The sequence below is a fragment of the Pseudothauera rhizosphaerae genome, from assembly GCF_004801305.1.
In the GTDB taxonomy this organism is placed as follows: domain Bacteria; phylum Pseudomonadota; class Gammaproteobacteria; order Burkholderiales; family Rhodocyclaceae; genus Pseudothauera; species Pseudothauera rhizosphaerae.
The window spans coordinates 367,983-381,561 of the sequence record NZ_SSOD01000003.1; the positions used below are offsets into that span (position 1 = coordinate 367,983).

Sequence of the window (13,579 nt, forward strand, 5' to 3'; positions counted from 1 at the left end):
CGGGCTCCCGTCTTCCCCCACGGCTCAGCCATGTCCGAATTCCGCGTCGTCATCCCCGCCCGCTTCAGTTCCACCCGTCTGCCGGGCAAGCCGCTCGCCGACGTTGCCGGCAAGCCCATGGTGCTGCGCGTGGTCGAACGCGCTCGGCAGGCCGGTGCGCAGGAAGTGTGGGTGGCCACCGACCATCAGGGCGTGTTCGATGCCGTCGAGGCCGCCGGCCACAAGGTGCTGATGACTCGCGCCGACCACCCCAGCGGTACCGACCGTCTGGCCGAAGTGGTCGAACGGCTGGGCTGGGCGGACGAGGACATCGTGGTCAACGTGCAGGGCGACGAGCCGCTGATAGACCCCGCACTGATCGGTGCGGTGGCCGGGGCGCTGGGGGCCGACCTGGACGCCGCCATCGCCACCGCCGCGCATCCCATCCGTGACGCGGCCGAAGCCTTCAATCCCAACGTGGTCAAGGTGGTGTGCAACGCCGCTGGCCAGGCCATGTACTTCTCGCGCGCGCCGATCCCGTGGGCGCGCGATGCCTTCGCTGCCGACCGCGGCCGCCTGCCCGAAGGGCTGCCAGTGCTGCGCCACGTGGGCCTCTACGCCTACCGCGCGGCTTTCCTGCGCCGCTACGCGGGGCTTGCCGCCTCGCCGCTGGAGCAGTGGGAGGCGCTGGAACAACTGCGCGCCATGTGGCACGGCTACCGCATCCAGGTGCTGCAGATGGCCGAAGCGCCGCCGGCCGGCGTGGATACCGTGGAAGACCTGGAACGGGTGCGCCGCGCGTTTGACCGGGCCGGGCCAGTCGAGTAAGTTTCCGTCTCTTCATAAACCGGCCGGAACACACGGCCGACATCACCGGGAGGGTGTATGCGACTCATTCTGTTGGGACCGCCGGGCGCGGGCAAGGGAACCCAGGCCAACTTCATCAAGGAGAAATTCGGCATTCCGCAGATTTCCACCGGCGACATGCTGCGCGCCGCGGTGAAGGCCGGCACCCCGCTGGGCATCGCAGCCAAGAAGGTGATGGACGCCGGCGGCCTCGTCTCCGACGACATCATCATCGGCCTGGTCAAGGACCGCCTGCAGCAGGACGACTGTAAATCCGGCTACATGTTCGACGGCTTCCCGCGCACCATCCCGCAGGCCGACGCGATGAAGGACGCCGGCGTGCCGCTCGACTTCGTGCTGGAAATCGACGTGCCCGACAGCGAGATCATCGAGCGCATGAGCGGCCGCCGCGCCCACCTGCCGTCGGGCCGTACCTACCACGTCAAGTACGCGCCGCCCAAGGTCGCCGGCAAGGATGACGTGACCGGCGAAGACCTGGTGCAGCGCGACGACGACAAGGAAGAAACCGTCAGGAAGCGCCTGGAGGTCTACCATGCCCAGACCAAGCCGCTGGTCAAGTACTACGGCGACTGGGCCGCCTCCGGTGACGCCAAGGCGCCCAAGGTACGCAAGATTTCCGGCCTGGGTGCGGTGGATGAAATCACCGCCCGCGCCTTCGATGCGCTGAAGTAACGCGCCCGGCGCAACATTCCACGGCCGGTGACGGGCGGCTCGCCCGTACCGGCCGTGCGTTTTTGAGCCCTGTTCCACTCATTACCCGACGAGCCCGCATGACCCGGCGCAACCTGCTCTACGCACAATCCGGTGGCGTCACCGCAGTCATCAACGCCACCGCCGCCGCGGCGATCGAAACCGCCCGCCGCCATCCGCAGGCCATCGGCGCCATCTACGGCGCACGCCACGGCATCCTCGGCGCATTGGCCGAAGACCTCGTGGACACCGCCGCGCTGGACGATGCGGCCCTGCAGGCGCTCGCGCTCACGCCCGGCGGCGCCTTCGGCTCGTGCCGCTTCGATCTCGACCCGCCGGCCGACAACCCCGCCCAGTACGAGCGCCTGTTCGCCGTGCTCGCCGCTCACGACATCGGCTATTTCCTCTACAACGGCGGCAACGGTTCCATGGACACCGTTGCCAAGATTTCCGCCGCGGCCCGCGACCGGGGCTACCCGCTGGTCGCCATCGGCGTGCCCAAGACGGTGGACAACGACATCGAAGGCAGCGACTGCTCGCCCGGCTTCGGTTCCGCGGCCAAGTACGCCGCCACTGGCATGCTGGAGGCGGGGATGGATCTCGCATCCATGTCCACGCGCAAGGGCAGGGTGTTCGTCCTGGAAGTCATGGGGCGCAACGCCGGCTGGCTGGCCGCCGCCACCGCGCTTGCCGCGCGCGGGCAGGAAGACGCCCCGCCGCACATCATCCTGCTGCCGGAAGTGCCTTTCGACGACGAGGCCTTCCTCGCCCGCGTGCAACAGGTCGTCGAACGCCTGGGCTACTGCACCGTCACCGTCTCCGAAGGCATCCGCCGCGCCGACGGCAGCCTGGTCATGGAGCAGGACCACGACGCCAAGGGCCACGTGCAACTGGGCGGCGCCGGCCAGTGTGTCGCCCGGCTGATCCACGCCCGCCTGGGCTACAAGCACCATTGGGCCATCCCCGACTACCTGCAGCGCGCCGCGGGCCACCTCGTGTCGGCCACGGACCTGGCTCACGCGCGGGCCGTCGGCGCCGCTGCAGTCGAATACGCCGTCGCCGGCCGCGACGCCGTCATGCCGGCCATCGTGCGCGAATCGGACGAACCCTACCGCTGGACGGTCGAGCCGGTGGACGTGCGCGCCATCGCCAACCTGGAACGCCTCGTACCGCCGCACTTCATTCGAGAGGACGGCCTGCACGTCACCGGCGCCGCGCTGCGCTACCTGCGCCCCCTGGTGGAAGGGGAGGTGGTCCGCCCCTGGCGGGGCGGCCTGCCGGACTACCCGGCGCCGGGGCTGCCCGCCGTCCCCCGCCGGCTGCCCCCCCAGCCCTAGCCCGCGCCCGGCCCCCTCGGCAGACCATGGAGCCGACCGCGATCATCGTGCTGGGCGCCCTCGCGGGCGGCTTCGTCACCGGCCTCGCGGGCTTCGGCACCGGCCTGACCGCCCTCGGCTTCTGGCTCCATGCCGTCGAACCGGTGGTGGCCGCCGCCCTGGTGGTGATCTGCTCCGTCGCCGGGCAGCTCCAGTCCCTGCGCACCGCCCGGGTGCGCCGCACCCTCAACTGGCCGCGCACCTGGCCCTTCCTGCTGGGCGGGCTGGCGGGCATGCCCCTGGGGGTCGCCGCCCTGCGGGCCGTGGATCCGGGGGCCCTGAAGATCCTGCTCGGCCTCCTGCTGGTGGGCTATGGGAGCATCACCCTGGGATTGCGGCGCATGCCCACCGTGGCCTGGGGCGGAAAGGCGGCCGACGCCCTCGTCTGCCTTCCCGCCACCCTGCTCGGCGCTTACGGCGGCATCCGCCTGTACGGCCGGGTCAACGATCGCCAGTTCCGCCGTTACCTTGTCCTGTGGCTGCTGCTGGCCTCGGGCATCGTGCTCGTCATCTCCAATCTCCGCTAGCACTGGTGGGGGTGCCGCAAGGCATGACGGCGACCGTACCATGGCTGTTACCGCCAACCCGCATGCCGCCGGGGTCGCCGTACAGGCCCTGCGCGCCGGTAGGATGCTGCGGGGTTTTCATGAAACTAATTGAACTCGATCACTACCCGCCGGTTGTGCCGGCTCTTCTTCTCAATCTTCGCACAGCGCACTACACCGATCTCTCCGGTGTGGGCGACATGGGTTCCGCCGCAGGCTTGGAGGTCCACCCCGACGATGTCGACGACCCGCACTTGGCCGTCGTACATAGGAGGCACCACCGAACGGCTGCGGACCAACTCCGGCACGCTGTGCAGCTCCTCGGCAATCACCGTTCGCGTGGTCACGGGGATGCACCGTCCGATCAACTGAGTGAGCCGCTCGGTCACCCCGTCGCGGTCAATGGTGGGCTCGGGCAGATCGAAATCCAATCGCCCCCTGTCGGTGCCGATGGAGCAACCGGTCACCGGCGCGTCGACTACCGCGCACAGCAGGTGCAAGCAGGTATGCATACGCATGTGCAGGTGGCGTCGCTGCCAGTCGATCTCCGCGATGACATCGGCGCCCATCTCGATGTCCACCGGAGCCTCAGGTACGTGCAGGATCATCCGTGGATCCCAGGGGGCACGCCGGGAGTCGACGATGCGGATGCGACGCCCGTCGGCCAGTTCTAGCACACCGGTGTCTCCCGGTTGACCGCCGCCGACGGGATAGAACACAGTGTCATCCAGGACGACCATGCCCTCCGGGTTCGCGACCGCCTTTGCGACAATCCGCCGGGCATACGCATCTGTCTCGTATTGCATCAAGTACTCCTTATTCGCATTCGACATGATGAAACGCAAATAGGGCTATCCGTTTCCTTTCGACCAGCGCAGCCAATCCTTGCGGCGCCATAACGATGATTTCTTCTCCGTGGTCTGAGATTTTCACGTGATGCGGAAGGCATTGCGGAGCAGGCCCTGGCACGACGCCAATGACCTCGATACCGAGCACATGCGGCGCTTCGAGTGCCGTTTCAACGATCACCGATTGGCAAGGCAGGAAGTGTTCGTCGAGCATTTCGACGCTCGGCGCCCCGAAGCCATTCCCGAGAACCATGATTTTCTTTCCGATGACTCCCGCGCCGACGATGCGCATCTGCGCCTCCGCCTTTGTGCCGTTCGGCCTGCCGATCTGCAACTGGCTCATGACGTTGACCTGGGTATTGCTCGGGACGTCTAGGGTAATCACGCTGTGAGGGGCGATGAACACGTGGTCACCGACCGTGACAGGTCCCAGGATTCTGGCAAATCCGCCAATCTGAACATTGTCGCCGATCGTCGGATGCCTTTTGCCAATCGAGTTGGCCGAGATGCCTCTGGCTCCTAGAATGACGCCGCCCAGCATATAGCAATCGTCTCCGACCTCGGCAGTCTCACCAACCACAGTCCCGACCGCGTGGTCCAAAACGACTCGGCGGCCGATCCTTGCGGCCGGGTGAATGTCGGCACCCGAAATCACCTTGCCCTGATCCGCCAGCCAGCGGGCGGCCCGTTGCCGCAGATCGGTGCGATCGGGAAAGCTGAGCAAGGCATGGGCAAGCCGATAATGCAGGACGCAAACGAAAGAAGAATAGCTATCCAAGATGATGCGCGCGTCGCCATGCGCCGCGGGGTCCACCGAAGCAAAGTGCAGAAGATCTTCTTCGAGTTCATCAGCGACGCTGTGGAGGATCGCCTCCGGTCGCACCGAGGAGCCCATCAGGGACTCCCCGTCCGTCGCGCTGACCGCATCGAGATAGAGGCGCCAGAGCTTGACCATAAGCCGTTCGCGCAGCATGTTCAGATATGGGGAGGGGAACGAATTCATCGTGCGGCTCCCTCTTTGTCGGTGGCGCCAAAGTATTGAAGGTACGACTCCGCGCCGTCATAGATCATTGTCAGTACCCGCGCGCCACGGTCGATATGGTTTCCGGCGCCTTGCTCGATCGCGACCAGATTCGCGGCAGAAGATATTCCCAGGCTGATCCCCTCGGTTCGCATGATTCTGCGGATCATGCTTAGGCAGTCGCCCAGGGAAACACTTTCCATCCGGTCGATGATCCCGGTGTTCAGCACTTGGGGAATCAACCCGACCGATAGACCCTGAATGTCGTGTGGCACATGCCGATTGCCGAACAGGTCGCACCCCTCCGGTTGAACGCCGACCACCTCGAGGGTAGGCCAGGCTTTTTTCAATTCCTCACCTACGCCGGTGATGTGCCCGCCCGTGCCGATGCCGGCCACAAAGACATCGATTTCCGTATCGCCAAAATCACGCAGAATCTCTTGCGCGGTAGTGGCCCGGTGAATCGCCGGGTTGGCCGGGTTGCGCTGCTGGTTGAGCATGACGTAGTGCGGATTTTCAAGCAGAATCTCCATCGCCTTTTCGCCATGGGAATTGTTGCCCAGCCTGCTGTCCGACGGAATGGTCTCTGCTCCATACAGCCGCAGGATCGCCTGTTTCTCCGGGCTGTAGTTGTCCGGAATGACCAGTATCACCCGGTAACCATAAAGCGCACCGACCATGGCCAAGCCGATCCCGGTATTCCCTCCGCTGGGCTCGAGAATGACTTGCCCGCTGCCGCGGTGAAGCACCCCGCGTTTCTCGGCGTCCTGGATCATTGCCTGAGCAATGCGTACCTTATGGCTTCCGCCCGGATTCAGATTCTCGAGTTTTGCATAGACCTCGTATCCGAGATCGCCGGAGAGGCGATGCAACTTGACGATGGGCGTCTGCCCGATGGCATCAAGAATGGTGTTGTGAATCCCGCTCGAATGACCCATCGCGGCACAAACCTCCGCAGGAGAACGGCAGTTCAGTGGCACAATTCCGCTGTGGCCGTCCCACAAGCGCGGCAGGCGGGACGCTTCTGGAACGCTAGCTCGCGGAAGCGCATGCTCAGGGCGTCGTAAATAAGCAACCGTCCCGCGAGCAGATTTCCGATCCCCAGGATGAGTTTTAACGCTTCGGTTGCCTCGAGAAGGCCGACAACACCCGGCAATACACCGAACACTCCCTTGTTGTTCGCATTCGGTGCGATAGCGGGCGGGGGTTCCTCGGGATGAAGGCATTGGTAGCACGGCCCCCGTCCGGGCAGGAATACGCTGACCTGCCCATCGAACTGGAAAATCGCCCCGTATACATAAGGCACCCCATATTCCTGTGCGACCCGATTGATCAGGTAGCGGGTCTCGTAGTTGTCGCAGCCGTCGACAATCACATCGTATTTCGGAACGATGTCGTGCGCATTCTGCTCGTTCAGCTTCGCATCGTATGTGACCAGGTGAGGCTGATCGTTGATGTCTTGAAGGCGTTGTTTTGCGGATAGGACCTTCGGGGCTCCAACAGTGGTGACACTGTGGACGATCTGGCGCTGCAGGTTGCTTTGATCGACGACATCGAAATCGATCAGACCGATCGTTCCCACGCCGGCCGCAGCGAGATACATGGAAACCGGCGAACCCAATCCACCCGTTCCGACGATCAGCACTTTCGCGGCCTTGAGCTTCCTCTGCCCGTTTTCTCCGACCTGCGGCAGCATGATGTGCCGTGCGTATCTTGCACGCTCATGCTCACTCAGATGCGGGAGTTCGGGGGGGCCGGATCCACCGGAGGCCGCAAGCAGTATCTCGAGTTCGCTTGCCTCGGACAGCGATGTGTCCGGAGCAGCAAGTGCTCCCCCGACCACCAGCATGAAGTGTTCTTTCAGTTGTCCGCTGTCGTAGAAAAAGTGCTGCTCCAACTGGGGGTGCCGCTGGCAAAGTGCTTGGAGACTCGCTGTAACGGTTTCTCCGTCGACTGAATAGGTACGAGAATCCAGTGTTGCGACGCGCATCAGGATCTCGGGAATCGTCAGTTTTGGCATTTGGCCTCCGTTTTCTGATCACCAGGTCCAACCGTGAGCCTTTGGCATTGCCGAAATTCATCGCCCACGTACGAAAACAGCACCGCCTCGATTGCCTTGCCCTGGCGAACGTCAATCACCAGGTAGGATACGGGGTAGATCGGCACACCGCTGAAGAGCGCCTTTTTCTTGTCCTCATCACTGAAATAAGCGCCGACATCGGGGTGCGAGTGATAAATCACGACGGCCGGGGCTCGTGTGGAAAAGCTGTTCTCGAGAAATAGAATGTCATCCACGGACATGGTGTAACCGCGCCTTGCGTCCCGGGGATAACGTTCCGGATTGGTGCGGTGCAGTTCATTTTGAATATTCTTGGCGGTACGGACCTTGCCGTCGCTGAAAATGATCCCGCAGCACTCCTCCGGATATTCCGTCTCGGCGTGCGTGAATATTTTCGACAATACGTTGGTCGTTAGCGGCAGAGACATGGTATTGGTGGCGGCTTTGGTGGAAAAATGGTATGTCGCAAGGTGAGGCCCGGGTCACGCCCGCTTCAGGGAAAGAAGTCCAAGGTGCAGTTTCGTCAATCCGAACGCGGAAAGCAGAAGGGCACAGTAACCGGCAAACGCCAGCGAGGTGCCGCGCTGCTCCAGCCAAGCGGACAGAACTACGGCGATAACCGGAAAAATTAGAAAAACGAAGGACAGCACTAAGGGGCTCAGCCGCTTGAGCAGGTAAAAGTAAGCCAGGAAGCCGCCCACCGAGGCGATGGTTCCCAAATAGACGAGGGCGCCGGCCGATGTCGCGGAAAACTGGGAAACGTCCGGCCGCTCGACGAGGATGCCGACTACCGTGAGAGCCACCCCGGCAATGCCAATGGGCAATGTGTTGAACGTCACGATCCCGATTTCCGTACCCCGCTTTTTTGTGACGACGTAGCAGAAGGCATGGAACACGGCCGCCAGCAGGATGGCTGCAGCTCCGAAGATGCTCCGATAGGCGAGTCCGACACCCTGCTCGTGCAAGATCATTACCAGCGAAAAGAAGCCCACGACGATCCCGACGATCTGAGTGCCCCAAATCTGTTCTCGCAGGATCAGGGCCGAGAAAATCAACGTGAACACCGGCATGGTGCTGAACAGCAAGGCAGCCAGCCCCGAGGTCACGTGCTGTTCGCCGGCATTGATGAGCAGGTAGGGGAGGGCGAAGTAGCAGACCACGATCAGCGCGAACAGACCACCCTGTCCCCGAGGAAAGAGCAACGATGCCCGCAGGGCGCGTGCGATCAGCAAAAGAAGGGGAAACGCCACCAGAAACCGCAGACCGGAGGCCAGGATAGGAGGGACGGTTTGCACGGCCAGCTTGATGCCGAGCCAGGTTGTTCCCCAGGTGAGGCAAACAATCGAAAAGAGGATGGCTACGACGATTCTGTCAACGAGGGACGTCTCTGCGGGTCTTGCATTTACGGGTTCCACTTGGGTGATCGAGGCCATGGCCTTCCTGTTGTCGTAGTGGGTTCGAGGAAAATGCACCCAAACAATCTGGGTTAAATGTTCTAATTCATATTTACTGAAAACTATATTCTGGAACAATGAGGGTCAACAAATATATTGATGCGGTAACAATTGCCACGGAGGCCGTGGGTGACGGGCGGCCGCGCTATCGTGTGATCGCGGAGGCGCTTGCCCAAGGCATCCTCAACGGGCGCATCGACGCAGGCTCGAAGCTTCCTCCGCTGCGAATCCTCGCCGATGAACTGTCGGTCACGGTGGGCACGATCAACAGGGCCTACACCGAGATCGAGCGACAGGGCCTGGTGACCTCCCGGGTCGGAGACGGCACCTACGTGCTGAGCCCGGGCGAACGAGCGAACGAAGGCGAATTCGAGAACGCACCAGGCGGCAGGCCCGGGGTCATCGATCTGTCGCGGAACACGCACATTCCCGGCGAGGAGTCCGCCCTGCTTGGCGAGGCGCTGGCGCGCCTGGGCGGGGACCGGCGAAGGTTGGCGCAACTCGGCGAATACCTTCCCGACTCCGGTCTTTCGCGGCACCGCGAGGCCGGGGCGCAATGGCTTGGCCTGAGCGGCCGCGAGGTGGCCGTGGATCAGGTCATCGTCACCAACGGTGCGCAGCACGCGCTGCTGTGCGCCATGATGGCAACGCTGCGCAAGGACGATCTGATCGTTTCCGAGCACCTGACCTACCCGGGACTCGTGGCCGCAGCGCGGGCACTTGGAATGCGTTTGAGCGGGCTGGCGATCGACGCGCAGGGATTGCTACCCGAAGCGCTGGAGGAGGCGTGTTCCCAGCAGCGGGTACATGCCCTGTACTGCACACCGACGATCCACAATCCGACGACGGGAACGATGGATTCGCAGCGCAGGCAGGCGATCGCGGACATTTGCCTGCGTCACAACCTCCGGATCATCGAGGACGATGCGCACGGGGTACTGGTGGAGCGCCACCCACCGAGCCTCACACAGTTCGCGCCGACTCATACGATCACCATCAGCAGCCTCTCCAAGGCCGTGTCGGCCGGTCTGCGCGTGGGGTTCGTCGCAGCACCGCGCAGTCTCATCGGAAGGATCGCCAGTGCCGTACGGACCTCTTGCTGGATGGCGACGCCGTTGGCGGCAGAAGTCGGGTCGGGCTGGATCCTCGACGGAACCGCAGCCGCACTATGCGAACACCAGCGCACGGAAATTCGCAGGCGCAAGGCGCTGGTCGCCGCAATCCTCGCAAGCCTGGAGGTGCGCACGGACGAAGATTCCTACCATTACTGGATCGCCTTACCCGAGCCGTGGCGTGCCAGCGAACTGGTGAGCCAGCTTGAGGAACGCGGTGTCCTAGTGAAGGCCGCTGAAGCCTTCGCAGTAGGACGTATCGGTGTGCCGCAGTGCATACGTGCGAGCATCAGCGGGGCGGATGATGAAGGGCTAATCCAGGGGATTGGACAACTGGTTGAGACAATCCAGGAAGGGCCTTATCGCGCGATCGATTAAGCAGGCCACAGTCGTTTCAGGAGCAACGCCCGGATCGACCGGGCGTTGCTTTGTCGGGGTCACTGCTACATCACCCCGAAACCGCCGGATTCAGCGAATAAACCCCCGTTACCGACGCCGACGCCAGCACATGCCCCTCGATGGCCTTGCGCACGTCGGCGCCGCCGAACCGGCCTTCCACGGGTGTGCGCGGCACGTCCAGGGCGTACAGCGTGAACACGTAATGGTGCAGCAGTTCGTCGTTCCACGGCGGGCAGGGGCCGTCGTAGCCGTGGTAGTCGCCGCGCATGGAGTCGTCGCCGGCGAACCAGGCGGTGTATTCGTTGATGCCCTGGCGGGCACCGTGGGCGGCGGCGGGGCCGGGCTTGCCGCCGGGGGTGACTTCCTGCGAGAAGCTGCCGGCGGGAATGGCGCGCAGGGTGGCCGGGAGGTCGACCAGTACCCAGTGGAAGAAATCGACCCGCGGCAGGCTGGCGGGGACGCTGCGGCCTTCCTGATTGACGTCGTCGCCGCGGCTGGGCACGTCGGGGTCGTGGCAGATCAGCACGAAGGACCGGGTGCCCTCGGGCACGTCGGACCATGCCAGTTGCGGGTTGCGGTTGGCGCTCAGGGCAACGTGGCCTTCGGCGGCCGGGATGCAGAAGGCGAATTCGCCCGGGATGCGGGCGCCGTCGGCAAAGCTCTGGCTGGTGAGTTTCATCGGCGGGTCTCCTTGAATGGGTATGGAAATACCATTCTAGCCCGCGCCGCGGCGGCGGAAGTCGCGCAGGCGGAAACCCAGGGCGAACAGGGCAGCGAAGTAGGCCGCCGCGCCGGCAACGACCACGACCGCGAGGCGCAGGGCGCGGGCGATGCCGTGTTCCTGCACCCACAGGGCGTCCGGTCCGGCGGCGAACCACAGTACGGCGCCCATGGCCGCCAGCGCCACCAGCAGCTTGGTGAAGAAGGCGCCCCAGCCGGGCTGCGGACTGTACACGCCGCGGCGGCGCAGGCCGCGGTAGAGCAGGGCGGCGTTGAGGCAGGAGGCCAACCCGATGGCCAGCGCGAGGCCGGCGTGCTTGAGCGGCACGATGAAGGCGAGGTTCATGGCCTGGGTGGCGGCCAGCGTGAGCAGCGCGATCTTGACCGGGGTCTTGATGTCCTGCCGGGCATAGAAGGCGGGGGCGAGCACCTTGACCAGGATCATCCCGGAGAGTCCGACGCTGTAGGCCACCAGGGCCTGGCGCGTGGCCATGACGTCGGCCGCGCCGAAGGCGCCGTAGTTGAACAGGGTGGCAACCAGCGGCACCGCGAGCAGCATCAGCGCCAGCGCGGCGGGCAGGGTGAGCAGCAGGGTCAGGCGCAGGCCCCAGTCGAGGAGCCCGGAAAATTCCTCACGCCGTTCGTCCGCGTGCAGCCTGGCGAGGCTGGGCAGCAGGATGGTGCCCAGCGCCACACCCAGCAGGCCCGCCGGGAATTCCATCAGGCGGTCGGCGTAGTACAGCCAGGAGACGCTGCCGCTTTGCAGGAAAGAGGCGAAGATGGTGTTGATCAGCAGCGAGATTTGGCTCACCGACACGCCCAGCAGGGCCGGCGCCATGAGCTTGAGGATGCGGCGCACGCCGGGGTCGGAGAGGTTCAGGTCGAAGCGCGGCAGCATGCCGATGCGGTGGAGCGGGCGCACCTGCAGCGCCAGTTGCAGCACGCCGCCGAGGAAGACCGCCCAGGCCAGCGCCAGTACCGGCGGATCGAAGTACGGTGCGGCGAAGAGCGCCATGCCGATGAAGCTCAGGTTGAGCAGCACCGGGGTGAAGGCGGGGATGGCGAAGCGGCTCCAGGTGTTGAGGATGCCGCCGGCCATCGCCACCAGTGCCATGAACAGGATGTAGGGGAAGGTGATGCGGGTGAGTTCGACGGTGAGGGCGAACTTGTCCGCATCGGCCGAGAAACCCGGCGCGGAGATGTAGATGATCAAAGGTGCGGCGACGATGCCGAGGACGGCTACCGCGGCCACCGCCAGGGCGAGCAGGGTGGCGGTGCGGTTCACCAGTGTGCGCGTGGCGTCTTCGCCCAGGCGGTTCCTGTATTCGGCCAGGATGGGCACGAAGGCCTGGGAAAAGGCGCCTTCGGCGAACATGCGGCGCAGCAGGTTGGGCAGGCGGAAGGCGACGAAGAAGGCGTCGGTCATCATGCCGGCACCGAAGGCGCGGGCGATGACGAGGTCGCGCACGAAGCCGAGGATGCGCGACAGGAGGGTCATGCCGCTGACGGTGGCGAGTGCCCGGAGCAGGTTCATCGTGGGGGTGGCGGGTCCGGCCGCGGGGGCGGCGAAGGCGTGATGATAGCCGGGTGGGGGGGCCGCCGGGGCGGGTCAGCTCGCCGTTGCGGGCGTTTCCGTCTTCATCGCCGCGGAGCGGGCGATGAGGTCGGCGATGTCGCGCTTGAGGCGGGCGGGGTCGCTGTCGAACCTGTCGTAGACCATCAGCGACAGGCCGAACACATAGGCGTAGAGCAGCATGCAGCGGCTGGACGCTTCTTCCATGGGCACGCCACAGGCGAGGAAGAGGTTGCGCGCGCAGCGCAGGCGGGTGTCGTCCACCTCGGCAACGATGGCTGCGGCTTCCGGGTCGCGCCGTGCCCAGTCGCGCACGGCGAGTTCGATCATCATGCCGCGACGGCTGCGGGTGGTGCTGTAGATGTCGATGACGTGGTAGATCTGCTCCAGCTCCCGCCCCGGCTGTGCGCGAGTCTGCTTGACGATGTCGCGGATGCGTCCATCCTTCCAGTAGTGGAGCACGGCGAGCAGCAGGTCGCGGCGGTCCTGGAAGTGCCAGTAGAAGCTGCCCTTGGTGACCTTGAGGCGCTTGGCGAGCACTTCCACGCGCAGGCCGGCCACGCCTTCCTCGGCGAGCACCTCGATGGCGGCCTGCACCCAGGCATCGCGGTCGAGCTGGATACGTTGTTTCACGGGGGCGGTTTCCATACGGGATAGTATTGACGAATCCGGGACCATACGCTACCGTACGCCACCATACCGGGGCGTATGGACCGATTGTCCCGGCGGGCGGTGCGGGTGTCAAACGCTTTTGCGCGATGACATAATGCCCGCTCGAACAAGACCAACCCCATTCACAAGAGGAGCGAGGCTTTGAAGATACTGGTTCCAGTCAAGCGCGTGGTCGATTACAACGTCAAGGTGCGGGTCAAGGGCGACGGCACGGGCGTGGACATTGCCAACGTCAAGATGAGCATGAATCCCTTCGACGAGATC

14 protein-coding genes and 1 pseudogene are annotated in these 13,579 nt (G+C 64.4%); 6 read left to right on the top strand and 9 right to left on the bottom strand.

Translation table 11 applies throughout. The features are described 5' to 3' along the window. Positions 1-30: 30 nt before the first annotated feature. The 4 genes from kdsB to E6O51_RS05540 all read left to right on the top strand — a co-directional run bounded on the left by kdsB (position 31) and on the right by E6O51_RS05540 (position 3,439). Positions 31-807, top strand: coding sequence for a 3-deoxy-manno-octulosonate cytidylyltransferase (gene kdsB, locus E6O51_RS05525; protein WP_136383966.1), 777 nt, complete (start codon positions 31-33; stop codon positions 805-807). Positions 808-864: 57 nt separating this feature from the next. Further along, complete coding sequence (adk, locus tag E6O51_RS05530) at positions 865-1,518, top strand: adenylate kinase (RefSeq protein ID WP_136383967.1); 654 nt, start codon at positions 865-867, stop codon at positions 1,516-1,518. Between the two features lie 98 nt (positions 1,519-1,616). Continuing rightward, positions 1,617-2,873 (top strand): 6-phosphofructokinase, encoded by a 1,257-nt coding sequence (locus E6O51_RS05535; RefSeq protein ID WP_136383968.1) that lies wholly within the window; start codon positions 1,617-1,619, stop codon positions 2,871-2,873. Positions 2,874-2,899: 26 nt separating this feature from the next. Continuing rightward, a complete protein-coding gene (locus E6O51_RS05540) occupies positions 2,900-3,439 on the top strand; it encodes a sulfite exporter TauE/SafE family protein (RefSeq protein WP_136383969.1) in 540 nt (179 codons plus the stop codon). 125 nt (positions 3,440-3,564) lie between these two features. Here E6O51_RS05540 and E6O51_RS05545 read toward each other — a convergent pair whose 3' ends face one another. The 6 genes from E6O51_RS05545 to E6O51_RS05570 are packed head-to-tail and all read right to left on the bottom strand — an operon-like array spanning position 3,565 to position 8,818. Beyond that, on the bottom strand, positions 3,565-4,263 hold the full coding sequence (locus E6O51_RS05545; RefSeq protein WP_136383970.1) for an alanyl-tRNA editing protein: 699 nt from the start codon (positions 4,261-4,263) through the stop codon (positions 3,565-3,567). A gap of 10 nt (positions 4,264-4,273) precedes the next feature. Continuing rightward, positions 4,274-5,308, bottom strand: coding sequence for a serine O-acetyltransferase (locus E6O51_RS05550; protein ID WP_136383971.1), 1,035 nt, complete (start codon positions 5,306-5,308; stop codon positions 4,274-4,276). Then, a complete protein-coding gene (locus tag E6O51_RS05555; RefSeq protein ID WP_136383972.1) occupies positions 5,305-6,264 on the bottom strand; it encodes a PLP-dependent cysteine synthase family protein in 960 nt (319 codons plus the stop codon). The genes E6O51_RS05550 and E6O51_RS05555 overlap by 4 nt, the downstream gene beginning before the upstream one ends. 32 nt (positions 6,265-6,296) lie before the next feature. Next, complete coding sequence (moeB, locus tag E6O51_RS05560) at positions 6,297-7,346, bottom strand: molybdopterin-synthase adenylyltransferase MoeB (RefSeq protein WP_136383973.1); 1,050 nt, start codon at positions 7,344-7,346, stop codon at positions 6,297-6,299. Beyond that, positions 7,334-7,813: a Mov34/MPN/PAD-1 family protein gene (locus E6O51_RS05565; protein ID WP_136383974.1), complete on the bottom strand. Its 480-nt coding sequence runs from the start codon at positions 7,811-7,813 to the stop codon at positions 7,334-7,336. The genes moeB and E6O51_RS05565 overlap by 13 nt, the downstream gene beginning before the upstream one ends. 54 nt (positions 7,814-7,867) lie before the next feature. Next, a complete protein-coding gene (locus tag E6O51_RS05570; RefSeq protein ID WP_136383975.1) occupies positions 7,868-8,818 on the bottom strand; it encodes a DMT family transporter in 951 nt (316 codons plus the stop codon). A gap of 98 nt (positions 8,819-8,916) precedes the next feature. On the opposite strand from E6O51_RS05570, the gene E6O51_RS05575 reads away from it, so the two are divergent. Next, positions 8,917-10,329 carry an aminotransferase-like domain-containing protein gene (locus E6O51_RS05575; protein WP_136383976.1) on the top strand — a complete coding sequence of 471 codons (1,413 nt, stop codon included), beginning with the start codon at positions 8,917-8,919 and terminating at the stop codon, positions 10,327-10,329. Positions 10,330-10,399: 70 nt separating this feature from the next. Here the strand turns inward: E6O51_RS05575 and E6O51_RS05580 are convergent, their stop codons facing one another. From E6O51_RS05580 to E6O51_RS05590, 3 genes are all read right to left on the bottom strand, one after another. Beyond that, a complete protein-coding gene (locus tag E6O51_RS05580; RefSeq protein ID WP_136383977.1) occupies positions 10,400-11,029 on the bottom strand; it encodes a YbhB/YbcL family Raf kinase inhibitor-like protein in 630 nt (209 codons plus the stop codon). Between the two features lie 36 nt (positions 11,030-11,065). Further along, complete coding sequence (murJ, locus tag E6O51_RS05585) at positions 11,066-12,604, bottom strand: murein biosynthesis integral membrane protein MurJ (RefSeq protein WP_136383978.1); 1,539 nt, start codon at positions 12,602-12,604, stop codon at positions 11,066-11,068. Between the two features lie 75 nt (positions 12,605-12,679). Beyond that, complete coding sequence (locus E6O51_RS05590; protein WP_136383979.1) at positions 12,680-13,291, bottom strand: TetR/AcrR family transcriptional regulator; 612 nt, start codon at positions 13,289-13,291, stop codon at positions 12,680-12,682. Between the two features lie 165 nt (positions 13,292-13,456). On the opposite strand from E6O51_RS05590, the pseudogene E6O51_RS05595 reads away from it, so the two are divergent. Further along, positions 13,457-13,579 (top strand): annotated as a pseudogene (locus tag E6O51_RS05595) (electron transfer flavoprotein subunit beta/FixA family protein); the annotation flags it as partial.

Excerpts from the sequence above, each read along its gene's own strand:
- E6O51_RS05565 (WP_136383974.1), bottom strand. The coding sequence starts at position 7,813 with ATGTCTCTGCCGCTAACGACCAACGTATTGTCGAAAATATTCACGCAC.
- E6O51_RS05555 (WP_136383972.1), bottom strand. The coding sequence starts at position 6,264 with ATGGGTCATTCGAGCGGGATTCACAACACCATTCTTGATGCCATCGGG.
- kdsB (WP_136383966.1), top strand. The coding sequence starts at position 31 with ATGTCCGAATTCCGCGTCGTCATCCCCGCCCGCTTCAGTTCCACCCGT.
- E6O51_RS05540 (WP_136383969.1), top strand. The coding sequence starts at position 2,900 with ATGGAGCCGACCGCGATCATCGTGCTGGGCGCCCTCGCGGGCGGCTTC.
- E6O51_RS05535 (WP_136383968.1), top strand. The coding sequence starts at position 1,617 with ATGACCCGGCGCAACCTGCTCTACGCACAATCCGGTGGCGTCACCGCA.
- E6O51_RS05550 (WP_136383971.1), bottom strand. The coding sequence starts at position 5,308 with ATGAATTCGTTCCCCTCCCCATATCTGAACATGCTGCGCGAACGGCTT.
- moeB (WP_136383973.1), bottom strand. The coding sequence starts at position 7,346 with ATGCCAAAACTGACGATTCCCGAGATCCTGATGCGCGTCGCAACACTG.
- E6O51_RS05575 (WP_136383976.1), top strand. The coding sequence starts at position 8,917 with ATGAGGGTCAACAAATATATTGATGCGGTAACAATTGCCACGGAGGCC.
- adk (WP_136383967.1), top strand. The coding sequence starts at position 865 with ATGCGACTCATTCTGTTGGGACCGCCGGGCGCGGGCAAGGGAACCCAG.
- murJ (WP_136383978.1), bottom strand. The coding sequence starts at position 12,604 with ATGAACCTGCTCCGGGCACTCGCCACCGTCAGCGGCATGACCCTCCTG.
- E6O51_RS05580 (WP_136383977.1), bottom strand. The coding sequence starts at position 11,029 with ATGAAACTCACCAGCCAGAGCTTTGCCGACGGCGCCCGCATCCCGGGC.
- E6O51_RS05590 (WP_136383979.1), bottom strand. The coding sequence starts at position 13,291 with ATGGAAACCGCCCCCGTGAAACAACGTATCCAGCTCGACCGCGATGCC.
- E6O51_RS05570 (WP_136383975.1), bottom strand. The coding sequence starts at position 8,818 with ATGGCCTCGATCACCCAAGTGGAACCCGTAAATGCAAGACCCGCAGAG.
- E6O51_RS05545 (WP_136383970.1), bottom strand. The coding sequence starts at position 4,263 with ATGCAATACGAGACAGATGCGTATGCCCGGCGGATTGTCGCAAAGGCG.